This window comes from Mesorhizobium sp. M0166 (assembly GCF_040322255.1).
Classification (GTDB): domain Bacteria; phylum Pseudomonadota; class Alphaproteobacteria; order Rhizobiales; family Rhizobiaceae; genus Mesorhizobium.
In genome coordinates this window covers 14,981-38,168 of sequence record NZ_JAMYTD010000014.1, presented here as the reverse complement: position 1 = coordinate 38,168, position 23,188 = coordinate 14,981, and the positions used below count along the sequence as shown (strand labels likewise).

Genomic DNA, 23,188 nt, shown 5'->3' with positions numbered 1-23,188 from the left:
GTTACTTTCTAGGAATGTCTGTTGCTGTTCGGGACGAAACAAGCCGAACGTTTTCAGCTGCATACCCGCCCTGCGGCAAGGCCTCAGCCTCGAGGAAGGACAGGGCTTTCCGGACAAAATCGGCGTAGTTCTGAAATACCCCGCCATGCCCGGCATCCGGATAGATGACCAGATGCGCCCCCGGGATACGCGCGGCGAGATCGTAGGTATTGCTGCTCGGCACCATCCTGTCCTGGCCGCCATTCGCAACTAAAGTGGGAATGCGGCTGGTGCTCAGGTCTTGTGGCGCCTGCAGTCCGTAGGCCTTGATCGCCTTGAGTTGCGCGCCGAACGCGCTCAGCGATACCGCTTTGTCCCGGTTATTCCGGCGCTCTTTCAATCGTTGCAGAAATGCGTTTGCGGCGCGGCGGCCATTCGGCGTTCTTGTGAAGAAGAGATAGTATTTCGGATCCCGAAAAGTCAGCGCGCCCTTGATCATGTCCACGATCGTCAGCGGCGTCACCTTGTCGATGCCTTGCCCACCGGCCGGCCCCGTGCCAGCCAGGATGAGTTTGCGCACAAGCTTGGGCTCGGTCAGCACAATCTCCTGCGCCACGAAGCCGCCGAGTGAAAAGCCGAAGAGATCGACTTCTTCGAACCCCAGCGCCCGGATAAAGGCGATTGCATCCCGCGCCATGCCGGAAATGGTCGACGGAGTTTTGCCTCCCGAAGCACCGATGCCGCGATTGTCGAAGGCAATCACCCGCCGGGTCGCAGCGAGGCCATCGACAATGCGCGGATCAAAATTGTCCAGCTGAGCAGCCAGATGGTTGAGCAGGATCACCGGCACGCCCGCCCTGGGCCCGAGTTCCCTGTAAGCAAATGCTGTGCCGCCGACATCGATCGAGAGCGTTGGCGCGTCCCGGAATAATGCCGGTGAACGCGGCGGCCATGTTTGGCGCCTCCGTCTCGTAGGGCCTGGCCAAATGTGTTGTGGTTGCTAGTCGCATGTGCGTGAAATCCTCCGCCTGTTCAGACCGGCAGTCGGAACTGCTGGCGCAGGCTCTTGTCGAAAATCCCCGCGGGGGCAAAGCGGCGCAGCAGGCTGACCTGGCGCGCTGCCTTGCCAGCGGTATAGCGCCGTCGCGGACGGGCATCGGTCGCTGCCTTGACAACCACATCCGCCACCACTTCCGGCCGATCGGCTTTGGGCATCACATCGCCCAGCAGCGCCTTGAGCCCGGCTCGAGCCCGATCGTATTCCTTCAACAGCGAATCCGGCTCGATGCCGTTTTGGTCGAAGACGGTGCGGACGAATGCCGGCTCGATGACGGAAACGCGGACGTTGAAGGCGCGCACCTCGTGGTCGAGCGATTCCGAATAGCCTTCGAGCGCGTGCTTGACTGCCGAGTAATGAGCTGAGTATGGCGCGGGTACCAGTCCCAGGATCGAGCCGATATTGATGATGCGTCCTTGGCCGCGCCGCCGCATCGAGGGCAACACCGCATTGGTCATCCGCATGACGCCGAACAGATTGACGTCGAACAGGGCTTGTACCTGTGCGACCGAGGATTCCTCGGCGCCTCCCAGCAGACCGACGCCGGCATTGTTGACCAGGAGGTCGATCCGGCCGGTCTGCGCGAGTACGGTGGCAACGAGCGCATTGACGGCCGCATCATCGGTCACGTCGCATGCCAGCATGGTCACTCCATTCGGGCCATTACTGGTATTGCGGCGACTTGTCCCGAAGACAGTGAACCCCGCCCGCGCCAAGGCCTCGGCGCTGGCGCGGCCGATGCCGGAGGAGGCTCCGGTCACGATTGCGGTTTTTTCAGAATTCCCATTCATTTTTGATGTTCCAGGTTCGAGAGGTCTAGCTTATTTCCACGAATTGAATTATGGTCGTAATATCAGATTATGAGCATAATGCAATAGCAGGACAGGAAAGAAAGACCATGCGCTACGAAAAGGGCCGAAAAGACGCGTCACGCAGCCGGATCATGGAGGTCGCCGCCGAACGTTTTCGATCTGACGGCATCGCGGCGTCCGGCCTGGCGACCATCATGAGCGACGCCGGGCTGACGAACGGCGCCTTCTATCCGCACTTCCAGTCCAAGGCGGAGCTCGTCCGTGAAAGCCTGGCGGCGGCGTTGGACGCGCAGTCGCATCAAGTGCAGGAAGCATTGGACGCCGGCGGCCCGGAAATGGCCATAGAGGCCTATCTATCGGCCGAGCACCGGGACAATCCTGGAAAGGGCTGCGCTTCGGCCGCGTTGTTGCCGGAAATCGCGCGGCAGCCGCCTGAAACGCGGGCCCTCTACGCCGAGCGCATTCAATCCCTGGTGCGCCAGATAGCCGAAGCTCTGCCGCCGACCAATGATCCAGAGGGCGCTGCGTTGGGCATGTTTGCAACGCTCATCGGCGCGCTTCAACTCGCGCGCGCCGTGGAAGGGACGGAATTGTCGGATCGTATCCTTGCGGTGGGAGCAGCTGCCGCAAAGGCGCTGATCCGGCCGGTTCAAGACGAGGTGGCCTCCTGAGGGAGTCCGGACTATTCGGCCGGCTCGAAACTGCCTTGCACCAAGACTGTCTCCACCGGCCCAAGCGGATTGATGATCCGGCTCTCCAGGACTTCGATAAGTTTGCGTCCAACACCAGCCATATCCACGAAATGAACTCCGATCTTTGCCGGCAGGAAACGTGCCAGCCGCGTGCTGTCACGGCTGACGATGTGGACGTCGCGGCCCGGTGTAAGACCCCGCTTGCCGAGAGCGTGCAACGCTCCCAGAAGGCCGAGTTCGTTGGCGCACGCGAGGCCCGTCGGCGGATCTGACGACGCCAGCAAGCGATCGAACCAGCCCGCGCTCGATTCCATGGTGAACATGCCATGGCCGATCAACGATTGGTCGATCGGAATACCGGCCTCGGCCATTGCCCTTCCATACCCGGAAAGACGCATGGCACTCGTCTGGTCCTCCGGAACGAGAAGTTGCAGCGCAATGCGTCGACAGCCCATATCCATGAGCCGCCGGGTCGCCTCGTAGGCAATCTGTTCATTGTCGACATCGACATAGGGATACGCGATATCCAGGTCGGTTCTTCCAAACGCGACGAATGGCATGCGTTTATCCAGCAGCAGCCTGACGCGCGGATCAGCCGACACCAGGCGCGTGATGATCAGGCCGTCTGCGCTGCGCGCCTGAAGCTGCCGCTGCACACTCTCGACGGGATCGTCGTCGGGAGTGGTGGAATAGATGGACAGACTATAACCGGCTTGCCGCGCCGCCAGCGTCATGCCTTCGATTAAAGGAAGCTTCAACAGATCGGACAGATGGTCTCGTGTCTCCATCGGGAGTACCGCCGTCAGCGTCTGCGTTCGACCGGTTTTGAGCGCGCGGCCATGATGATTTGGTAAATAGCCGACCCGCTTAGCCGCCTCCTTGACGCGGGCTATGGTCGAGGGCTGCACTTCCGGCCCGTCCTTCAGAGCGCGGGACACCGTGGTCACCGACAGGGAAAGTTCCGCGGCGATCTGCTTTAGATTGGCCATTGTTCGCCCGACTTCATTTGCGAAAGCGCCGGCTGATTTGCTGACCGCCATAACGTTGCTGAATTCGACATCCCGGTCAATCCAAACTCCCATAGGAAGCAGCTTGACTCTAGCGTATTCAGGTGCAATCGTAACGTTACGATTATAAAATAATGGCTCTTTCAAGCAATATTCCATAAAAGTTGGGGAGGAGAACCTATGTCCTGGCTACGCATTTCCTTAACAGCATTCGCAATCTCCGCTACCCTGCCCGTGCATGCGCAGACGGTCACCATCACGACCGCAGGCGGCGATTATGGCAACGCCATAAAGGAAGCCATGTGGGGCCCGGCTGCAAAAGAGCTCGGCTATGATGTCCGCGAGGAGACGCAGAGCGACGGCCTGGCCGCCCTGAAGATGCAGGTTACCTCGGGTGCAGTCACGACCGACATCGTCCACCTGGGTTCGCCGGAAGGCGCGCAGGCTGCCGCACAGTCGCTGCTTGAGCCACTCGACTACAAGATCATCGATCCGAAATCCGTGCCGGACGGTGCGAAGTCCGACTACTGCTATCCGTTCGACTCCTATGGCACCGTCATGTCGTGGAACACCAAGACCTATGGCCAGAACCCGCCGAAGACGTGGGCGGAATTCTGGGATGTTGCCAAATTTTCTGGCCGTCGCGCGTTGCGCGCCAATGCGCAAGATTCGATCGAGATCGCGCTTCTCTCCGACGGCGTGGCACCGGCCGACGTCTATTCCGTGCTCAGCACGCCGGAAGGGCTAGAACGCGCCATCAAGCGGCTTGAAGCGATCAAACCAGATGTCGCCGTGTGGTGGACCTCGGGCGCCCAGTCCGCGCAGTTGCTGAAAGACGGTGAGGCGGATTTGGTCATTACCTGGAACGGACGCGCCCAAACCGTGAAAGCAGATGGCGGCGCGGCTGACTACACCTTCAAGGGTTCGGTCATCGGCACGGACTGCCTTGGGGTGCCGAAGGGAGCGCCGAACAAGGAAGCCGCGATGAAGCTCATCGCAGCGATGACGCAGCCCGCGCGGGTTGCCAAGCTGACCGATTTCATTGCCTACGGCCCCGTCAATCCTGCGGCATATGAGGGTGGCCTTATTCCCGCGGACCGTCTGAAGACCCTTGCGACCGCGCCTGAAAATGCTGGCACTTCGGTGTTTTCCAATTCAGAATGGTGGGTCAAGAATGGCGAGGCTGCACAAAGAGCCTTCGATGAAATGATGGCCCGCTGACCCTCAGCTCTAACGCATGTCGCGCAAAAATGTGCAGCGCGCGACAACGACATGCATGAAAACAAGAACCTAAAGCGCGTCGCGTGAAGCCGGTCGAACGCGACGCGCTTCAAGGCTGGAGCACATGATGAAGTCGCTCGCGATCACCATCGAAAGCGTGCACAAGGCTTATGGGTCCTACGTCGCACTGGATGATGTTTCGCTCGACATCCAGGCTGGCGAATTCCTCACACTGCTAGGGCCATCGGGATCGGGCAAGACCACGTTACTCATGGCTCTGGCCGGTTTTGTCCGGCCGGATTCCGGTAAACTTTTCTTGGGTGATCGAGACATCACCCGCCTGCCGCCCAACAAACGAGACATTGGCATAGTATTCCAGAATTACGCCTTGTTTCCCCACATGAATGTCCTGGCGAACGTCGCGTACCCGCTGGTGCTGCGCAAGGTACCGAGAGCGGAGGCGCGTCAGCGGGCGCTTGATACCTTGGCCCGCGTGAAGCTGGATGGTCTGGCGGAGCGCAATGTTGCCGCACTATCCGGCGGCCAACGTCAACGGGTGGCATTGGCGCGGGCTATCGTCTTCGAACCGCGCGTGATGTTGATGGACGAGCCGCTGTCGGCACTCGACAAGAACCTGCGCGAGACCATGCAGTATGAGATCCGGCGTCTGCATGATCATCTACGGATCACCACAATCTATGTAACCCACGACCAGCGCGAAGCGCTGATTATGTCTGACCGGATTGCGGTGATGAATTCTGGCCGCATCCAGCAGATAGATACACCGCAGCGGATTTATGATCGTCCATCGACCCGCTTCGTCGCGCAGTTCATGGGCGAGGCCAACATTGTGGCCCCGGGCTCGGCACGCAGAATCGACGGCGCCGAAGCATCACGCGAAACTCTGATGATCCGCGCCGAAAGCTTCCATCTTGATGCGAAGCTCGTCGGGGGCGACGGAGTGGCTCTCGAAGGAATACTGCGCGCCAAAGCGTTCCGCGGCGAGAACTGGCTTTTGACGCTGGCGCTTGACGGTGGGCAAGAGGTTCTTGTCTGCATTCCGGCAGCGCTGGCCGGCGGCTGCGCCGAGCTTGCCGCCGGTCAGCGGATGACCGCCTATGCACCAGCAGCGAAGGTTCACGCGATACCGGGAGCGATGGCGTGACCGTCGTCCGGGATCCGGCGCTCGCGGCGGATGCACGGCGCGAGCGGCGGTTTTTTCTTTCGCTTTCGCTCCCGGCGCTGTTCATCGTTGGGCTGGCCGCGATACTGCCCATCCTTTGGATCATCCGCCAATCCTTCCTGACCACCGGGGGCGAGTACACCGTCGGCAATTACCAGAAGGTCCTTTCGAGCGGACTGACATGGTCGGCGCTCGTCACGACCCTCGAACTATCCTTGGGTACGCTGGCGGCCTGCATTGTTCTCGGCACCCCTCTGGCGCTGGCTCTGGCCAGCGTCAGACCAAGGGTGGCCAACGTGCTCATGGCGTTCGTCATGCTGCCGCTGTGGACCTCCATTCTGGTGCGTACCTATGGTTGGCTCGTGCTCTTGCGGCGCGACGGCCTGATCAACGCGGCTTTGACCGGCTCAGGCCTGACGGCGGAGCCATTGCCGCTGGTCTACAACTTCACGGGAACGCTCATCGGCATGGTGCACTACATGCTGCCGCTCTTTCTGCTGCCTGTTTATGCTGCGATGCGCGATATCGACCCAAATCTCATTCGCGCGGCAGCGAGCATGGGAGCCACTCTCCGACAGGTCGTCCGCACAGTCATCATGCCGCTTTCGGCGGGCGGCATCTTCTCGGGTTCGATCATCGTCCTCATCTACGCCATAGGTTTTTTCATCACGCCGGCGGTGCTTGGCGGCGGCAAGGTAAATCCGCTCTCTACCCGGATCGAGCGTACACTATCGACCTTTCAGGACTGGGGGTCGGCGAGCGTCCTGGGCATTCTGCTCCTCGTTCTCATGGCACTGATCGGTGTGATGTTGCTGGCGGCACGCCGCCTGGTGGCCCGGAACACAGCCGAAGCCTCCCATGCTTGAAGCCTATCCGCAAAACAGGCTCGCCCGCATTTTGCTCTGGAGCTTTGCCGCTCTTGTCATGGCATTTCTGATGTTGCCGACGCTCGTGGTGGTGCCGCTTTCCTTTTCGGCGTCGAATCTCCTCGAGTTTCCGCCGCACGCCTACTCGTTGCGCTGGTATGAGAACTTCTTCGGCTCGGCAACGTGGATGGCCGCGCTCAGAACGAGTTTGATCCTTGGGACATTAACGGCGTTGATCGCCGTGCCCTTTGCGCTGCTCGCCTGCATTTCAATGAATCGGCTGGGCGGAAAGACCGCTGCGGCGATCCAGAGCGTCCTGCTGACCCCCTCGATCACGCCAGGTATCCTGCTTGCGATCGGTCTCTTCTTTGTGTTGGCCGCACAACATCTGATCGGAACGCTATTCGGTGTGCTGGTCGGACATGTGGTGCTGGCCGTTCCGGTCGCCTGCATTGTGTTGCTACCCGCTCTCGCCCGCTTTGACTGGAACCAGGTTCAGGCGGCGCGCAGCCTCGGTGCAAACTGGGCCAGGGCCATTGGCGGAATAATCGTTCCGCAACTTCGGATCAGCTTGCTGTCGGCGACATTGATGGCGTTCCTGACCTCACTCGACGAGTCTGTGATTTCGATCTTCGTCGCAAGTGGTCGCAACAGCACGATGCCGAAGCTCATGTTCCTGTCGCTGCGCGATCAGATCGATCCGACGATTGCGGCGATCTCGACATTGTGGACCGTCATCGTCGTCGCCGTGGTCCTGATTGTGACCCTTCGCCAAAAGTCCTGACCGAGACTGGAAACATGCCCACCAATCACCACGCAGCCGACGATCTGACGGATCATTCGACGGACATCCCTCAGGTAGGGTTGGCCATCATCACCGGGTCGGCAAACTGGGGACTTGCCTTCCCGGAAGATGTCGAATTCGATGGCGTGCGCACCTTGCGGCGCGACATGAGTTTTGAAACGCCTTTCGGTCGTACCGACAACTGGAAGCTGCTCGAGTTCGATGCGTCGATCACAGCGGAAGGGAGAGCAAAACGCGCGCTGTGCATGTATTCGCACGGCAATCCCCGCGACCGTATCGACCATTCCTGCCATCGCCGCGCGTTCTGGGTATTGATGCGGGCGGGTGTACGGCAAGTTCTCGCCTGCTCGACTGTAGGCGCCGTCAACAAGGCGATCCAGCCGGGCGACATGGTGGTGGCCGCCGATATCATCGAACTGACGCAGACCCCGTTTTCACTGCTTCCCGACCGCCAGAGTTTTGACTGTTCGGGCAAGCAAATCGTGTGTCCAAGATGTGCGGCGGTTCTGGTCGAAACGGCCCGCCGTCATTGGCCAGCCGAATGCCGCGTTTACGGCATCGAACAGCAGTTGGTGGCTGCCCATTGTTATGGGCCCCGGCTGACAACGCCAGCCGAAGCGTTGGCGTATCGGGGCATGGGTGCGGATGTACTCAACCATTCCATCGCCCCTGAAGCGACCTTATCGCGCGAGATCGGCGCATGTTTAGTGCCTTGCGCGTTCGTGACGGCGGGTTTCAACGACTATATGGATCGCAATCGCCAGAAATTGCTGCAGGAGGACGTGCTGCCCAGTCTCTCCATGACAGCCTCGCGGGTCGCGCTGGAGACCGCCGCGCGACTTCCCGCTGACCCGGAATGCTCGTGTCAGGGCTTGAAGTCGCCTCAGCCGAAAGAACGCTCCAGCCGGTTCTGAGATAACCCGCCCGATAGCTGAAGCTCTGCCGCAGACCAGATCGCGCCGGTCATAGAACCATCGCAGCTCCATCAGGCAATCGTCGTCGACCTTGCGCGGCACGTAGTCGAGCGCGTTTCTGAGGAAGTGCACGTAGCAGCGCTGCCAGGCCGTTCGGGCAGCACTTCGCGGATCGCCGCCCTGAGCCCCGGATGGTCGTCGGAGACGACGAACTCGACGCCGGCGAGCCGCTTGAGCTCTGTCACGAACTCGCGCCGCTGTAGAGCGGGATTGAGATAATTGCTTTCGGTTATCCCGGTAAGCCTCATGGGAGCCGGTTTAGGGCCTCCGCGACTTTTACTCTCAGTTGTGCTTCGTCAAGATAGAATCTAGGATTCTCTCTGATCAAGCTGATATCGGAAGTGTATGAGTCAATGTCAGCAAAGATCTCATCTAGCACCCTAAAGTCATGATCTGGGATGGCTCGCGTCTCATCCTTAAATTTTTTTAAGTAAATTTCTACCAGCTTAGGAGCATCTACTTCCCCTGCGAGAAAGGTTTCAACCAACGCACGGTATTCGCCAGATACGCCGCTCATAGTCCGCCTCGCAGTTTTCCGGTCGTCAAGACTATTCTAGCTGCTTGGGACTGAGCTTCCATCCAGACAGGAGATTTCCTGAACTGTCGCGAATGACACTCAAGCCGGTTTGCGGGTCGACGAAGTGCGTTACTGATTGCCCTTGGTAAGTTCCTTGGATGGCCTGCGTCATCTCGGCCTCCTCGCGACGGTCGAGTTGTACGCTTCGGCAGCGGCTCTCCCGCCCTAAGGCAGCCTGAACCGGTATTCCGTCACATGGTGGTAGATCTGGCCCGGCCATAGCGTGGCTTGCGGGAAATACGGCCGGTTCGGCGCATCCGGCCAGATTTGCGGCTCCAGGCAGAAGCCTGAAAACGCCTTGTACTGGCGTCCGCCCAATCCAGGCGAGGACGGCGCCAGATACTGGCCGGTATAGAGCTGGACGCCCGGCTCGGTGGTCCAGAGTTCCATCTCGACGCCGGAATTCGCCCCTTGCGCCCATGATGCCTGCTTCAGCGGCCCCCGCGTCGAGGCAAGGCAGAAATTCTGGTCGTAGGGGAGCTGCTCGCCCTCGGTCTCCATGCGCAGCGGCCGCGCCTGGCGAAAATCGAAGGGGGTGCCGTCGACCGGCTTGACCGTTCCTGTCGGGATCAGATCCGCGTCGACCGGCAGATAGGCGCCGGCATTCAGCATCAGCCGGTGGTCGAGAATGTCGCCGGTGCCGCCGTCATCCAGGTTGAAATAGGAATGCTGAGTGAGATTGCAGAGCGTCGGCTCCTCGCAGGTGGCGGTCAGTTCGACGCTAAGCGTGCCGGGGATCTTCAGCCGGTAGGTGCAGGTCACGTCGAGCGCGCCGGGAAAGCCCATCGTGCCGTCCGGGTCATGCAGGGCCAGCGTGACAAAATCCCTGCCGTGCAGCGAAACCGCCCAGGCACGGCGCGAAAAACCTTGCGAACCGCCATGCAGCGTGTGCTTTTCGAGGAAATTGCGCTCGGTCTGGTAGCGTTTGCCGGCAAGCGTGAAGCGGCCGTCGCGGATACGGTTGGCGTAGCGCCCGACGACAGTGCCGAAGAAGGCGGTATCCGTCTCATAGTGCTCGAAACGATCATAGCCGAGCACCAATGGCGCCTCGTGCCCGGCCAGGTGCAGATCCTGGATGATCGCGCCCAGCCCGATGATGTTGGCGGTTAGGCCGCCGCCACGGATGGTGAAGCGACGGACTTCCTCGCCCGCCTGCGTCGTGCCGAAAACCTCGCCATCCTTCATTGCCATGCCCGCAAGTTCGTTGCTCGATGCCAGCCTGGCCTTTCCGAAGCGGCCCAGGATCGTTTTCGGTATTACCGCATGAGGCTTCTAGAGACCAAGTCCGCCGATGCAGACATATTTGGTGTCGAGATAATCCTCGATGCCCTGATGGCCGCCTTCCTTGCCGAGGCCCGATTCCTTGACGCCGCCGAACGGCGCCTCAGGCGTGGTGATGAGCCCTTCATTGACGCCGACCATGCCGTATTTGAGCCCTTCCATGACCCGGAAGGCCCGGCCGAGATCGCCGGTGTAGAAATAGCAGGCCAGGCCAAACTCGGTGTCGTTGGCGAGTCCTACGGCCGCTTCCTCGGTCTCGAACTTGAACACCGGCGCCACCGGGCCAAAGATTTCTTCCTTCATGAAGCGCATTTTCGGCGTGGCATTAGCGATCACCGTCGGCTGGAAGAACGAACCGCCGAGCGCATGGCGTTTGCCGCCGGCGACAACCTTGCCGCCCTTGGCGGTAGCGTCGGCAATCAGCTCCTCGACCTTCTCCACCGCCTTCTCGTCGATCAGCGGCCCCTGCTGGACACCGTCTTCGAGGCCTGAACCGACCTTCAGCCCGTTGCTAGCAGCAGCCAGCTTTTCGACGAACTGGTCATAGATGCCGGCCTGCACCAGGAAGCGGTTGGTGCAGACGCAGGTCTGGCCGGAATTGCGGTACTTGGCGGTGATGGCGCCAGCGACTGCCCGCTCGATGTCGGCGTCGTCGAAGACGATGAACGGCGCATTGCCGCCGAGCTCCATCGACACCTTCTTGACGGTCACCGACGACTTCTGGATCAGGATCTTGCCGACCTCGGTCGAGCCGGTGAAGGTGATCTTCTTGACCAGCGGGTTGGCACAGATCTCGTCGCCGATCTCACCGGCGGCGCCGGTCAGGATATTGATCACGCCTTTGGGGAAGCCGACTTCCTCGGCAAGCGCGCCCCAGGCAAGGCCGGAATAAGGCGTCTGCGACGCCGGCTTGACCACCGCGGTACAGCCGGCGGCAAGCGCAGGACCGAGCTTGCGGGCCAGCATCGAGGATGGAAAATTCCATGGCGTGATGGCGGCGATGACGCCGACCGGCTCCTTGGTCACCAGGATGCGGCGGTCCGCCCAGGGCGACGGCACGACGTCGCCATAGGTGCGGCGGCCCTCTTCGGCGAACCACAATATGTAGGACGCGGCCGAGCCGATCTCACCCTTCGATTCGAACAGCGACTTGCCCTGCTCGATAGTCAGCAGTTCGGCCAGCACGTCCTGATTGTCCATCATCGCGTCGTGCAGCTTGCGCAACAGCTTCGAGCGTTCGAGCGCGGTGGTCTTGCGCCATGTATGGAAGGCAGCGTCGGCGGCTTCGATGGCGCGACGCGTCTCGGCCTTGCCCGATTTCGGCACGGTTCCGATCTTGAGGCCGGTGGCAGGATTGTTGACGTCGACCGTCTGGCCTGAATCGGCCTGCACCCATTCGCCATTGATGAGATTGGCCTGCCGCATGAAATGGCTGGTTTTCTGAAGCATGATCTCGCCTCCGTTCGGCACCTGGCGGGCCGGTCGCTGATTTCGTGAATGGACGTGCGCGATAGCATCGCTAGAGCCACTGCTCTTAGCCCAGGGCAAGCCCCGCAAGCAATCACAAGATGGCATATAGGGTTTGGGCCAGCCAAAGCGAGAGGGCTGCAGCCGGGCTCTTATCCAAAAACATGGACGACCACTGTCAGCCAAAACGCCGTGGTCACGACCGCACTGGCGGTGGCGATGGTCATCTGGTTCGACGCCAGCGCCTGGCCGGTGTTGAACTGCACCGCGATGAGATAGGAATTGATGCCGGACGGCAACGCCGCAACCATCACCGCCACCTTGGCCGTCAATGGCGGCAGGCCGATCAGCCAGACCAGGCCGAGAACCAGCGCCGGCATCAGGAACAGTTTCAGCGCCGACAGCGCCAACGCCGGCCTTACATTGCCGGAGATGCCGAAACGGCGCAGGCTGAGCCCCATGGCAAACAGCGCCACCGGGGCGGCGGTGCCGGCCAGCGCGTCGCTCAGCCGCGTCGCAAGCACCGGCAGCGGCGCACCGGTGAAGCGCCACGCCAGCCCGGCCAGTATGCCGATGATCAGCGGATTGATGAATACCCTCCTGAGAAAGCTCCTGACGACGCGGAGCGGATGCACAGGCTCGCTGCCGCCGCGGCCGAACATCTCGAACAGGATGATTGAGGCCATCATCATCACCGGCAGGTGAATGGAAACGAGCAGTGACAGCACTTCGAACCCGGCCGGCCCGAACACGCCGATGATGAAGGGCGCGCCGAGCAGGACGACGTTGGAGTAGGACGACGACACGCCGCCGACGACCCCGGCGCGGGCGTCCCGCCCGAAGATGCGCGTAATGACCAGATGGCCGGCGGCCCAGGTGAGCGCGACCGCCGCGAAATAGGCGCCCCATAGCGACCACGGCGCGACGCCGTGGAAATCGGCCTTTACCATGGTCTGGAACAGCAGCAGCGGCATTGCCACGTTGATGGCGAATTCGGATACGCCCTCGCCGCTCGCCGGCTTCAAATAGCCGGTCAACCCGGCAAGATAGCCGAGCCCGACGAGACTGAAGACGAAGAGGACGGTTTCGGTAAGCGGAGACATTTTTCCCGTGATAGGCGAGCCCCGGCGGCGGCGCAATCGCCCTTCCCTCGCGAGATAAGGTAATCGGCTCGGTTTGCGCTGCCCCTCACCCTTACCCTCTCCCCGTGAAGGACTCCGTGAAGGACGGGGAGAAGGTCCCGGCAGGGGGTTGGGGACGGCCGACACCGAAAGAGGGCGCTTGGCACCGAAAAGATGCCCGAGAATCCTACCGACCTGCTCGACGCGCAGGCAGCGCGCCTGAAGAAGCCGAGCACGACGCGCTGCGCACCGGCGACCCGAGATCAGACGTCTCTGGATGAGGCCGAAGCCGCCTTCGAGGCGACACTCAAGGTCTTCACCCGCGAAAGCCAGCCGATGCAATGGGCCTTCGAGCAGAACAATCTCGGCGACGTCCACTGGAACCGCGGCAGCTATGGCGGCGGCAATGCCGAATTCCAAATGGCGATCGAATTCTTCGAGAACGCCAAGCAGGGCTTTACCGAAGCCGGCTACACACTCTCCATCCCGCTGACCGACCGCAAGATCGATCTGGTGAAGAAGCAGATAGCGAAGAAATAGGCGTTTCGGCCGCAGGTTGCACTCGGCTTGTCTTTCAGCCGACTTTGCCGTCCCTATATGCCGGTCACCGGGGACCTGCCTGCCGGTCACCCAAAAAGGATGTCCGATGCTTCGATTTGTCCTGGCGCTGCTGTTGCTTGCCGTTTCCGCCACAGCCCATGCGACGGAAGCCGGCTGGGCGCTGCTGCGCGACGGCGGGCATGTGGTGCTGCTTCGCCATGCCATGGTCACCGGCACCACCGATGCAGCCAATTTCGACCTCGGCAAATGCGCGACCCAGGTCAATCTCTCAGAGCGTGGCAAGCAACAGGCGCGCAAGATCGGCGCGCTGTTTGGCGCTCGCGCGGCACCGGTCGAGCGCGTGCTGTCCAGCCGCTATTGTCGCTGCCTCGAGACCGCCCGCATTGCTTTCGAAAGCGAGCCGGAGCCGTTCGCACCGCTTGACCTGCTGAAGACCGACGAAAAGGAGAAGGCCGCCCAGATCGCTGCGATCCTGGCCGAGATCCGCGGCTATTCCGGCTCCGACAATCTGGTCATGGTCACGCATCTCGAAAACATCAAGGAATTGACCGGCATCTCGCCGCGTGAAGGCGAGGCCGTGGTCGTCGCGCCGCAGGGCGACGGCCTGCGGGTACTCGGCCGCGTTACGTTTTGAGGGGTCGGTCGCTCCTCGCGTCGAGCGAGATAGCTGTTGCCGAAATGCCACTGCCACGAGAAGTCGTGGTTGGATTCCGATCTCATCTTGCTCTGCCTGGGCAGCCAGCCCATCTGCGCCCGGCGCATCAGGCCTTTTCCTGCCCGGAAAAACCGATTAGACAGCCCAAAACACATGCGGACAGATTCCGCCCGCAATCGAAGGAAAAGCCCTTGTCCACCACGTTCGACAAAGTCGCCAAGATCATCGCCGACACCAGCGAGATCGATATCGAGACGATCACGCCCGAAAGCCACACCATAGACGATCTCGGCATCGACAGCCTCGACTTCCTCGACATCGTCTTTGCCATCGACAAGGAATTCGGCATCAAGGTGCCGCTGGAAAAGTGGACGCAGGAGGTCAATGACGGCAAGGCTTCGACCGACGACTATTTCGTCATGAAGAACCTGTGCGCCAAGATCGACGCGCTCGTCGCCGCCAAGAACGCCACGTGAACACAGCGCCTGACGCGCCCGACCCACAACAGCCCGCCATGAACCCCCACGACGTCGTCATATCAGGCATCGGCCTTGTCTCGTCGCTGGGCGAGGGTCCGGACGCGCATTGGGCAAAGCTCGTCCAGCCGCGCCTTGAACCGGTTCTGGAGGCCTCGCGCTTCTCGCCCTATACGGTCCACCCGCTGCCGGCGATCGACTGGAACCTGCAGATCGCCAAGCGTGGCGACCAGCGGCAGATGGAGACCTGGCAGAGGCTCGGCACCTATGCGGCCGGCCTTGCGCTCGACGATGCCGGCATCAAGGGCAATGACGAACTCTGCTCGACCATGGACATGGTGGTGGCCGCCGGCGGCGGCGAGCGCGACGAGGCGGTCGATGCGGCCATTCTCGCGGCATCGGAAAGCCGCAATGACCGCGACGTGCTGCTCAACGAGAAGCTGACCACCGAATTGCGCCCGACGCTGTTTCTGGCGCAGCTCTCTAACCTGCTCGCCGGCAACATCTCGATCGTCCACAAGGTGACCGGCTCCTCTCGCACCTTCATGGGCGAGGAAGGTGCGGGCGTTGCCGCAGTCGAGACGGCGGCTGCGCGCATCCGCTCCGGCCAGTCGACGCATATATTGGTCGGCGGCGCTTTCCAGACCGAACATTCCGACATGCTGCTCGGGTATGAACTGGCCGGCTACCTGCATCGCGGTCCGTGGCGGCCGCTCTGGCAAAGGCAAGGTGCCGAAGGCGGCGGTGTGGTGACCGGATCCGGCGGCGCGTTTCTCGTCCTGGAGCAGCGCGAGCACGCGGAAAGCCGTGGCCGCAAGATCTATGCGGAACTCGGTCCGGTCCTGTCCGGTCGTGCCAGGCGCCGGCGGGGCGAACTCGGCGGTGAGATCGCCGCGCTGCTGAAGCAAGCCGCATTGCCGCACGGCGAGTTACTGGCGATCTCCGGCGCTTCGGGCGCCCATGCCGCGACCGCCGCCGAGAAATCGGCGCTCGACGCCAATCCGGCGATCGCCGCACGCGGCTTTTCGACGCTGACCGGCCACATGAAGGAAGCGCAGTTCCCCTTTGCCGTTGCGCTGGCGGCCTTGGCTGTCGACCGCAAGGCCGCCTACCCTGTCTTCGACGCCACAGTCGAAAAACCGTTTGCCGGCGTCCCGAAGACCGTCCTTGCAACGGCGATCGGCTATCACCAATTCGAGGGCATGGCGCTGATCAAAGCCGCCTAGAGCATCGGACCGAAAAGTGTGACGCGGTTTTCGGGCGATCCGATGCTCCAAGAGAAACAGGTTTTTGGACAACAAATGGCCAATCTGAACGACCACATGGGCAGGCCGATCGTCGCCGTCACCGGCATCGGTGTGGTGACGTCGCTCGGTGTCGGCAAAGCCGACAATTGGGCGGCACTTACGTCAGGCAAATCCGGCATCCATCCGATCACCCGCTTCCCGGTCGATCATCTCAACACCCGCATCTCCGGCATGGTCGATTTCCTGCCGTCGAGCTCCAAGGGCGCCAGTCTCCTCACCTATGAGCTTGCCGAAACCGCCGCCCAGGAAGCGATGTCGGAGGCGGGCCTCGATGCCGGCGATTTCGGCGGACCGCTGTTCCTCGCTTCGCCGCCGGTCGAGCTCGACTGGAGCGAGCGCTTTTCGCTCTACAATTCCGACACACACGACACCGGTGCCGAGAGGCTGCTGCGGGTGGCGCGCGGCCTCAGGGAACTCGACATCTTCGAGACCACGCAGTTCGGCTCGATCGCCGACCGGCTTGCCGACCGTTTCGGCACGCGCGGCCTGCCGATCACGCTGTCGACCGCCTGCGCTTCGGGCGCCACGGCGATCCAGCTCGGCGTCGAAGCGATCCGCCGCGGCGAATGCGACAGGGCGCTGTCGATCGGCGCCGACGGCTCGGCGACCGCCGAAGCCTTGATCCGCTTCTCGCTTCTGTCGGCGCTCTCCACCCATAACGACATCCCCGAAAAGGCCTCCAAGCCGTTCTCCAGGGATCGCGACGGCTTCGTGCTGGCCGAAGGCTCGGGCGCCCTTGTGCTGGAATCGCTGCAGGCTGCACTTGCCCGCGGCGCCACCATTCTCGGCATATTGCGCGGCTGCGGCGAAAAGGCCGACGACTTCCATCGCACCCGCTCCAAGCCGGACGGTTCGCCGGCGATCGCGGCGGTGCGCGCCGCCCTTGCCGATGCCGGCCTGAGCGAGGACGGGATCGATTATGTCAACGCCCATGGCACCTCGACGCCCGAAAACGACAAGATGGAGCATTTGTCGCTGTCGACGGTGTTCGGCGAGCGGATCTCGTCAATGCCGGTCTCGTCGAACAAGTCGATGATCGGCCATACCCTATCGGCTGCCGGTGCTGTCGAAGCCGCATTTTCGCTGATGACGATGTGCGAAAGCGTCATTCCACCGACCATCAACTACGACAATCCCGACCCGGCGATCGTGCTCGACGTGGTGCCGAACACCAAGCGCAACGCCGAGGTCGGCACCGTCCTGTCGAACTCCTTCGGCTTCGGCGGCCAGAACACCTGCCTTGTCATGGCGCGGGAACCGGTCTAAGCGACCGTTCCGCTCTAGCACTGTTGTCGTGCGCATGGTCCTTTCCGAAACGGTTCTCGGTCCTGCGCAACCTGGGATCTGGCATGCGCGCATTGCAACTTATCGAGGATCGCCGGCTTGAAACGGTGGACCTGCCGCCACCGCCGCCGCCTTCGCTCGGCGAGGTGACGCTGCGCATCAAGGCCGTGGCGCTGAACCATATCGACGTCTGGGGCTGGCGCGGCATGGCCTTCGCCAAGCGTAAGCTGCCGCTGGTCGTCGGCGCCGAGGCCTCCGGCGAGGTCGAGGCGGTCGGCCCCGGCGTTTCCAGCCTCCTGCCCGGGCAATTGGTGTCGATCTATGGCGCCCGCACGTGCGGTCTTTGCCGCGCCTGCCGCGAAGGCCGCGACAATCTCTGCGAGCATGTTTCGGGCGTTCACGGTTTCCATCTCGACGGTTTTGCGCAGGAAAAGATCAACCTGCCGGCGCGCCTGCTCGTCGCTGCCCCGCCCGGCGTGAGCGAAATCGGCGCGGCGGTAGCGCCTGTCACCTTCGGCACGGTCGAGCACATGCTGTTCGACAATGCCCGGCTGCAGCCCGGCGAGACGATACTGATCCATGCCGGCGGTTCCGGCATCGGCTCCGCCGCGATTCAGCTGGCCAAGAAGATGGGCTGCACGATCATCACCACCGTCGGCTCGAACGACAAGATCGACAAGGCCAAGGCGCTCGGCGCCGACCACGTCATCAATTATCGCGACGACCGTTTCGAAGGCGTCGTGCGCAAGCTGACCAAGAAGAAGGGCGTCGACGTGGTGTTCGAGCATGTCGGCACTGACACCTTTGCCGCCTCGATGCTGTGCCTCAAACGCGGCGGCCGGCTGGTCACCTGCGGCTCGACCTCCGGCGTGTCGACACAGATCAATTTGATGCAGTTGTTCCAGCAGCAGTTGAAACTGCTAGGCTCGTTCGGCTGCCGCATGGAAAATATGGCCGACGCCATGCAGAAGATGGCGGCGGGCCTGGTCGCGCCGGTGATCGACACCGAGGTCGGCTTCGACGGCATCGATGCCGCGCTGAAGCGCATGGAAGGCCGCGACGTCTTCGGCAAGATCATCCTGCGCGTCGGCTGAAATGATCGGCAACGCCTTCAGGAAGATCCGCAGGGACGTGGGATTCCGCTATGGCAGGCGGCTTCGCCAGTTCAACTACTGGCTGGTCGCGCGGGTCGCCATGATCATCATCTCCGCGCTGCGGATGCTGCCGCCCGACAGCGCGCTCAATTTCGCCGACCGCGCTGCCCGCCGCATCGGCCCTTGGGTAGCGCGCCATCAGGTTGCTGTCGACAATTTGCGCAAGGCCTATCCCGAAAAGAGTGATGCCGAGATCGAGGCGATCGCTTCCGACATGTGGGGCAACATGGCCCGCCTCGCCGCCGAATATATCTTTCTCGATGCTCTGTTCGACTACGATCCGGCTGCGACGAAGCCGGGCCGTGTCGAGGTCAAGGGCGTGGAGCATTTCGTGCGCATTGCGGGCGAGGACAAGCCGCATATCGTCTTCACCGGGCATCTCGGCAATTTCGAGCTGCTGCCGGTGGCTGCGGCGACCTTCGGCATGAACATCACGGCGCTGTTTCGCCCGCCCAACAACCCTTACCTCGCCGACTACATCCTCTCGACCCGCCGTTCGAGCATGGGATCGCTGCTACCGTCTTCGACCGGTGCCTCGTTCGCGCTTGCGGCCATCCTGGAGAAAGGCGGCAATATCGGCGTGCTGGTCGACCAGAAATTCACCGGCGGGCTCGAGACGACATTCTTCGGCCGCCCCTGCGAGAGCAACCGGGTTCTCGGCACCCTGGCGCGGCACTACGATTGCGATGTCTATCCGGCGCGCTGCGTGCGCCTGCCGAACAACCGTTTCCGGCTCGAGATCGAGGACAAGCTCAGCTTGCCGCGCACCGCCGGCGGCAGTGTCGACGTCCGCGCCACCACCCAGCTTCTCAACGACGTGGTCGAGCGCTGGGTGCGCGAAGACCCCGGCCAGTGGATGTGGTTCCACAAGCGCTGGGAGATCAGCGGCCGCAAAAAGCGTCGGCCGGCGACAATGCGCGACAAAGCCGCCTGAGCGCACCATCTTTTTGGGTACAAGCCCTATTTTGTTCCTGCTTTGTGCCGGCAGCTATGCTACTAATTTCGGTATGGTGCTATTTGGCCCCGGCGAACCCGCTGCTCCGGCGGGTTTTTTATTGCGGGCCGAGGAGCAGGCCCTAATTCGTCACGAGGATCCGCGTATTGCCGAAGCCGGCTTTGCGCACCATCGAATAGAACGCGGCGGCGTTGCTGGGGTGGAGGCGCACGCAGCCATGCGATGCCGGGCGCCCCAATTGCCGGATCGCGCCGGTGCCGTGGATGGCATAGCCGCCGCGGAAGAACACCGAATATGGCATCGGCGACATGTCGTATTTGCGCGAATACCACATCCGGGCCGTCCGCTGTGGACGATAGCTGCCGCGCGGCGTGACGTAGCCTTTGCGGGCGGTGGAAACGCTCCACCGGTAATACGAAAGCCCGTATCTTACCGTCATCGTCTGTGAGGAAATATCGATGTTCGCGACCAGGCTGGCCGCCCGGCTCTCGAACGACGAACCGAACAGCATCGCCATCAATGCCGCTGCCATGAGAACAGTATTTTTCATGCAATCAAACCCCTTTGATGCCCCTTGCCTGCCTGCCGTCACGCTGTTCCCCAGCGTTTTGATGGCAAGCCAGCGAGCTAACACCTACTCCCTGACGATTTCACCAATCCAAAGCAGCGAATTTGAACGATTTCCCGCAATAGTTGCCGTAACGACACGCAATCGCCTGGCAATTCGCCATCGGGCTTGCAAAACCGCCTCATCCGCTGCTCAATTCGCCGAATGAACGAACCGAACGAACGGCTCCTCAAGGCTATCGATGACCGAGCCGATGATCTGGTTGCACTGACTGCGGATCTGATCCGCTTTCCGACCATCAATCCGCCCGGCGAAGCCTATCGGCCGTGTGCCGAATATATCGGCGCGCGGCTGAAGAAGCGTGGTTTTGAGATCGAATTCATTCGTGCCGAAGGCACGCCCGGCGACACTGACCGTTATCCGCGCGTCAACGTCGTCGCCCGTTTCGATGGCCGGGCGCCGGGTGCTTGCGTGCACTTCAATTCGCATATCGACGTGGTCGAGCCCGGCGACGGCTGGAGCCTCGATCCGTTCGCCGGCATCGTCAGGGATGGCAAGGTCTATGGCCGCGGTGCTTGCGACATGAAAGGCGGGCTTGCCGCCTCGATCATCGCCGCTGAAGCCTTCATGGAGGTTTTTCCCGATTTTCCAGGCGCCATCGAGATTTCGGGCACGGTTGACGAGGAGTCCGGCGGCTTTGGCGGCGTCGCCCATCTGGCCAAGCTCGGCTATTTCTCCAGGCCGAAGGTCGACCACGTCATCATTCCCGAGCCGCTCAACAAGGACCGCATCTGCCTCGGCCATCGCGGCGTCTGGTGGGCGGAGATCGAGACCAAGGGCGAGATCGCGCACGGCTCGATGCCGTTCCTCGGCGACAATGCTGTGCGCCATATGGGCGCCGTGCTGCGGGCCTTCGAGGACGAATTGTTTCCGGCTCTCGACCGCAAGATGACGCGCATGCCGGTCGTGCCCGAAGGCGCAAAACGCTCGACCATGAACATCAACTCGATCCATGGCGGCCAGACGGAGGATTTCCGGCCCGGCCTGCCCTCGCCCAACGTGCCCGATTCCTGCCGGCTGACCATCGACCGCCGCTTCCTGCTCGAAGAGGATCTCGCTACGGTCAAGAGCGAGGTGACCGAAATCCTGGAACGGCTGAAGCGCGAGCGCAAAAAGTTCGATTACGAAATCCGCGATCTGATGGAGGTGCTGCCGCTGATGACCGAGCGCGATGCGCCGGTGGTTAAGGCGGTCGCGCAAGGCATCATGGAGATATTCGACCGCGAGCCGGATTATGTGATTTCGCCCGGCACCTACGACCAGAAGCACATCGCCCGCATCGGCCACATCTATGACTGCATCGCCTATGGCCCGGGCATTCTCGACCTCGCCCACCGGCCCGACGAATGGGTCGGCATTGCTGACATGCTGGACTCGGCAAAGGTGATGGCGATCGGCCTCGACGTGCTGCTGAGGGGCGCCGGCCCGCGATGATCCGGCCATGGGCGGAAAAACATTCCTCCCGGCGTCTGCGGACGGTACGAAACGCAATTTACTCGGCGGCGAATTCACGCTTCTATCGCCCGGGTTTGAGCACGTGTTTTAGATATGGGGAGTTGCACGATGAAATTGTGGAAAACCATCCTGGCCGCTGCGGCGCTGGTGTTGGCCGCCGGAACCTCGGCAATGGCCGCGCGCACCGACCTGGTCATCGGAATTACGCTCGAACCCCCACATCTCGACCCGACCGCGGGTGCCGCCGCGGCGATCGACGAGGTGCTCTACGCCAATGTCTTCGAGGGCCTGACCCGCATCGGCCCGAACGGCGAAGTGCTGCCCGATCTCGCCGAAAGCTGGAGCATTTCCGACGACGGCAAGGCGTACACTTTCAAGCTGCATACCGGCGTGAAATTCCATGACGGCAGCGACTTCAACGCCGACGACGTGAAATTCTCGCTCGATCGTGCCCGCGCCGACAATTCCGTCAACGCGCAAAAGGGCCTGTTCGCCGCCATCGACAAGGTCGAGGTCGTCGACCCCACGACGGTGACGGTCACGCTGAAGAACCCGCAAGGCTCGTTTCTCTACAATATGGGCTGGGGCGACGCGGTTATCGTGGCGCCTGAGACAGCCGACACTAACAAGGAAAAACCGATCGGTACCGGCCCGTTCAAGTTTCAGAGCTGGGCCAAGGGCTCATCGATCACGCTGGTCAAGTCGGACAATTACTGGGGCGCCCCAGTATTTCTCGACAAGGCCGAGTTCCGCATCATTCCGGATGCTGCCGCCGCCGTTCCGGCGGTGCTTTCCGGCGACGTCCAGGCCTTTCCGTTCTTCGACCCCGACAGCGTCGCCCAGGTCAAGGACGACCCGCGCTTCAAGGTGGTGATCGGCTCGACCGAGGGTGAAACCATCCTGTCGATCAACAACAAGAAGCCGCCCTTCGACAAGCTGCAGGTCAGGCAGGCGATTTCCTTTGCGCTCGATCGCAAGGCGATCATCGACGGCGCCTCGGCCGGCCTCGGCGTGCCGATCGGCTCGCACATGTCGCCCGCCAGCAAAGCCTATGTCGACCTCACCGGCCTCTATCCGCATAATGTGGAGAAGGCCAAGGAATTGCTGAAGGAAGCCGGCCTGGAGAACGGCTTCAAGGCGACGCTCAAGCTGCCGCCGCCCTCCTATGCGCGGCTTGGCGGTGAGATCATAGCCTCCGAGCTTCGCGAAGTCGGCATCGATCTCGAGATCATACCGGTCGAATGGGCGCAGTGGCTTGATCAGGTCTTCACCAAGAAGGATTACGACCTGACCATCGTTTCCCACACCGAACCCAACGACATCGATATCTATTCGCGCAAGGACTATTACTTCAACTACGACAATCCGGCTTTTAACAAGATCATTGACGAGCTCAACCTTACCTCCGACGAGGCCAAGCGTATGACGCTGCTCGGCGAGGCGCAGAAGGTCCTGGCAGATGACGCCGTGGTCGGCTTCCTTTACGAGCTGCCGAAGGTCGGCGTCTGGGACGCCAAACTGCAGGGCCTGTGGGAAAACGCCCCGATCCAGGCCAACGACCTGACCAAGGTGAAGTGGACGGATTGAGGCGCTGACAGAAGGGGCGAAAGTTGCACTCCGTCACACCCCCCTCTGTCCTGCCGGACATCTCCCCCGCAAGGGGGGAGATTG

24 protein-coding genes and 1 pseudogene are annotated in these 23,188 nt (G+C 61.8%); 15 read left to right on the top strand and 10 right to left on the bottom strand.

Annotation, left to right across the window (positions count from 1 at the left end; translation table 11 throughout):
* Window position 1 precedes the first annotated feature (1 nt).
* Window positions 2-883: an alpha/beta fold hydrolase gene (locus tag NKJ46_RS16875; protein ID WP_502903413.1), complete on the bottom strand. Its 882-nt coding sequence runs from the start codon at window positions 881-883 to the stop codon at window positions 2-4.
* A 128-nt stretch (window positions 884-1,011) separates the two neighbouring features.
* A complete protein-coding gene (locus NKJ46_RS16870; protein ID WP_352665993.1) occupies window positions 1,012-1,827 on the bottom strand; it encodes an oxidoreductase in 816 nt (271 codons plus the stop codon).
* A gap of 107 nt (window positions 1,828-1,934) precedes the next feature.
* Between NKJ46_RS16870 and NKJ46_RS16865 the strand changes: the two genes are divergently transcribed.
* Window positions 1,935-2,519: a TetR/AcrR family transcriptional regulator gene (locus NKJ46_RS16865; protein ID WP_352665992.1), complete on the top strand. Its 585-nt coding sequence runs from the start codon at window positions 1,935-1,937 to the stop codon at window positions 2,517-2,519.
* An 11-nt stretch (window positions 2,520-2,530) separates the two neighbouring features.
* Here the strand turns inward: NKJ46_RS16865 and NKJ46_RS16860 are convergent, their stop codons facing one another.
* Window positions 2,531-3,694, bottom strand: coding sequence for a LacI family DNA-binding transcriptional regulator (locus NKJ46_RS16860; RefSeq protein WP_352665991.1), 1,164 nt, complete (start codon window positions 3,692-3,694; stop codon window positions 2,531-2,533).
* Window positions 3,695-3,727: 33 nt separating this feature from the next.
* On the opposite strand from NKJ46_RS16860, the gene NKJ46_RS16855 reads away from it, so the two are divergent.
* The 5 genes from NKJ46_RS16855 to NKJ46_RS16835 all read left to right on the top strand — a co-directional run bounded on the left by NKJ46_RS16855 (window position 3,728) and on the right by NKJ46_RS16835 (window position 8,536).
* Window positions 3,728-4,768, top strand: coding sequence for an ABC transporter substrate-binding protein (locus NKJ46_RS16855; RefSeq protein WP_352665990.1), 1,041 nt, complete (start codon window positions 3,728-3,730; stop codon window positions 4,766-4,768).
* 127 nt (window positions 4,769-4,895) lie between these two features.
* Window positions 4,896-5,933 carry an ABC transporter ATP-binding protein gene (locus NKJ46_RS16850; RefSeq protein ID WP_352665989.1) on the top strand — a complete coding sequence of 346 codons (1,038 nt, stop codon included), beginning with the start codon at window positions 4,896-4,898 and terminating at the stop codon, window positions 5,931-5,933.
* Window positions 5,930-6,817 carry an ABC transporter permease gene (locus tag NKJ46_RS16845; RefSeq protein WP_352665988.1) on the top strand — a complete coding sequence of 296 codons (888 nt, stop codon included), beginning with the start codon at window positions 5,930-5,932 and terminating at the stop codon, window positions 6,815-6,817. The genes NKJ46_RS16850 and NKJ46_RS16845 overlap by 4 nt, the downstream gene beginning before the upstream one ends.
* Window positions 6,810-7,601: an ABC transporter permease gene (locus tag NKJ46_RS16840; RefSeq protein WP_352468408.1), complete on the top strand. Its 792-nt coding sequence runs from the start codon at window positions 6,810-6,812 to the stop codon at window positions 7,599-7,601. Before NKJ46_RS16845 ends, NKJ46_RS16840 begins: the two co-directional genes overlap by 8 nt.
* Window positions 7,602-7,615: 14 nt before the next feature.
* Window positions 7,616-8,536, top strand: a complete 921-nt coding sequence (locus NKJ46_RS16835; RefSeq protein ID WP_352665987.1) for a phosphorylase family protein — start codon at window positions 7,616-7,618, stop codon at window positions 8,534-8,536.
* 36 nt (window positions 8,537-8,572) lie between these two features.
* On the opposite strand, the pseudogene NKJ46_RS16830 reads toward NKJ46_RS16835, so the two are convergent.
* The 6 genes and pseudogenes from NKJ46_RS16830 to NKJ46_RS16805 all read right to left on the bottom strand — a co-directional run.
* Window positions 8,573-8,772 (bottom strand): annotated as a pseudogene (locus tag NKJ46_RS16830) (transposase); the annotation flags it as partial.
* Between the two features lie 68 nt (window positions 8,773-8,840).
* Complete coding sequence (locus NKJ46_RS16825) at window positions 8,841-9,113, bottom strand: colicin immunity domain-containing protein (protein ID WP_352665986.1); 273 nt, start codon at window positions 9,111-9,113, stop codon at window positions 8,841-8,843.
* A gap of 31 nt (window positions 9,114-9,144) precedes the next feature.
* Complete coding sequence (locus tag NKJ46_RS16820) at window positions 9,145-9,285, bottom strand: colicin D domain-containing protein (RefSeq protein WP_352665985.1); 141 nt, start codon at window positions 9,283-9,285, stop codon at window positions 9,145-9,147.
* A gap of 53 nt (window positions 9,286-9,338) precedes the next feature.
* Window positions 9,339-10,364, bottom strand: coding sequence for an aldose epimerase family protein (locus NKJ46_RS16815; protein WP_352665984.1), 1,026 nt, complete (start codon window positions 10,362-10,364; stop codon window positions 9,339-9,341).
* Between the two features lie 81 nt (window positions 10,365-10,445).
* Entirely contained in the window at window positions 10,446-11,903 is a 1,458-nt protein-coding gene (locus NKJ46_RS16810) for an NAD-dependent succinate-semialdehyde dehydrogenase (protein WP_352665983.1), read from the bottom strand.
* 170 nt (window positions 11,904-12,073) lie between these two features.
* Entirely contained in the window at window positions 12,074-13,024 is a 951-nt protein-coding gene (locus NKJ46_RS16805) for an AEC family transporter (protein ID WP_352665982.1), read from the bottom strand.
* 192 nt (window positions 13,025-13,216) lie between these two features.
* On the opposite strand from NKJ46_RS16805, the gene NKJ46_RS16800 reads away from it, so the two are divergent.
* The 7 genes from NKJ46_RS16800 (at window position 13,217) to NKJ46_RS16770 (ending at window position 19,413) form a co-directional block, all read left to right on the top strand.
* On the top strand, window positions 13,217-13,582 hold the full coding sequence (locus tag NKJ46_RS16800; RefSeq protein ID WP_352665981.1) for a hypothetical protein: 366 nt from the start codon (window positions 13,217-13,219) through the stop codon (window positions 13,580-13,582).
* A gap of 106 nt (window positions 13,583-13,688) precedes the next feature.
* The gene (locus NKJ46_RS16795) at window positions 13,689-14,237 is read left to right on the top strand and encodes a histidine phosphatase family protein (protein ID WP_352665980.1); all 549 of its coding nucleotides are present in this window, start codon (window positions 13,689-13,691) and stop codon (window positions 14,235-14,237) included.
* A gap of 212 nt (window positions 14,238-14,449) precedes the next feature.
* Window positions 14,450-14,734 (top strand): acyl carrier protein, encoded by a 285-nt coding sequence (locus NKJ46_RS16790; RefSeq protein WP_023719977.1) that lies wholly within the window; start codon window positions 14,450-14,452, stop codon window positions 14,732-14,734.
* Window positions 14,735-14,772: 38 nt separating this feature from the next.
* Complete coding sequence (locus NKJ46_RS16785; protein WP_352666078.1) at window positions 14,773-15,960, top strand: beta-ketoacyl-ACP synthase; 1,188 nt, start codon at window positions 14,773-14,775, stop codon at window positions 15,958-15,960.
* A 75-nt stretch (window positions 15,961-16,035) separates the two neighbouring features.
* On the top strand, window positions 16,036-17,307 hold the full coding sequence (locus tag NKJ46_RS16780) for a beta-ketoacyl-ACP synthase (RefSeq protein WP_352665979.1): 1,272 nt from the start codon (window positions 16,036-16,038) through the stop codon (window positions 17,305-17,307).
* An 83-nt stretch (window positions 17,308-17,390) separates the two neighbouring features.
* Entirely contained in the window at window positions 17,391-18,419 is a 1,029-nt protein-coding gene (locus NKJ46_RS16775) for a zinc-binding dehydrogenase (RefSeq protein WP_352665978.1), read from the top strand.
* Between the two features lies 1 nt (window position 18,420).
* Window positions 18,421-19,413, top strand: coding sequence for a lipid A biosynthesis lauroyl acyltransferase (locus tag NKJ46_RS16770; protein WP_352665977.1), 993 nt, complete (start codon window positions 18,421-18,423; stop codon window positions 19,411-19,413).
* Window positions 19,414-19,555: 142 nt separating this feature from the next.
* Here NKJ46_RS16770 and NKJ46_RS16765 read toward each other — a convergent pair whose 3' ends face one another.
* Entirely contained in the window at window positions 19,556-19,984 is a 429-nt protein-coding gene (locus NKJ46_RS16765; protein ID WP_352666077.1) for a L,D-transpeptidase, read from the bottom strand.
* Window positions 19,985-20,206: 222 nt separating this feature from the next.
* Here NKJ46_RS16765 and NKJ46_RS16760 point away from each other — a divergent pair, with 222 nt between their 5' ends.
* Together NKJ46_RS16760 and NKJ46_RS16755 are read left to right on the top strand one after the other, a co-directional pair.
* A complete protein-coding gene (locus NKJ46_RS16760) occupies window positions 20,207-21,496 on the top strand; it encodes an acetylornithine deacetylase/succinyl-diaminopimelate desuccinylase family protein (protein WP_352665976.1) in 1,290 nt (429 codons plus the stop codon).
* A gap of 129 nt (window positions 21,497-21,625) precedes the next feature.
* Complete coding sequence (locus NKJ46_RS16755; protein WP_352665975.1) at window positions 21,626-23,104, top strand: ABC transporter substrate-binding protein; 1,479 nt, start codon at window positions 21,626-21,628, stop codon at window positions 23,102-23,104.
* The last annotated feature ends 84 nt before the right edge of the window (window positions 23,105-23,188 follow it).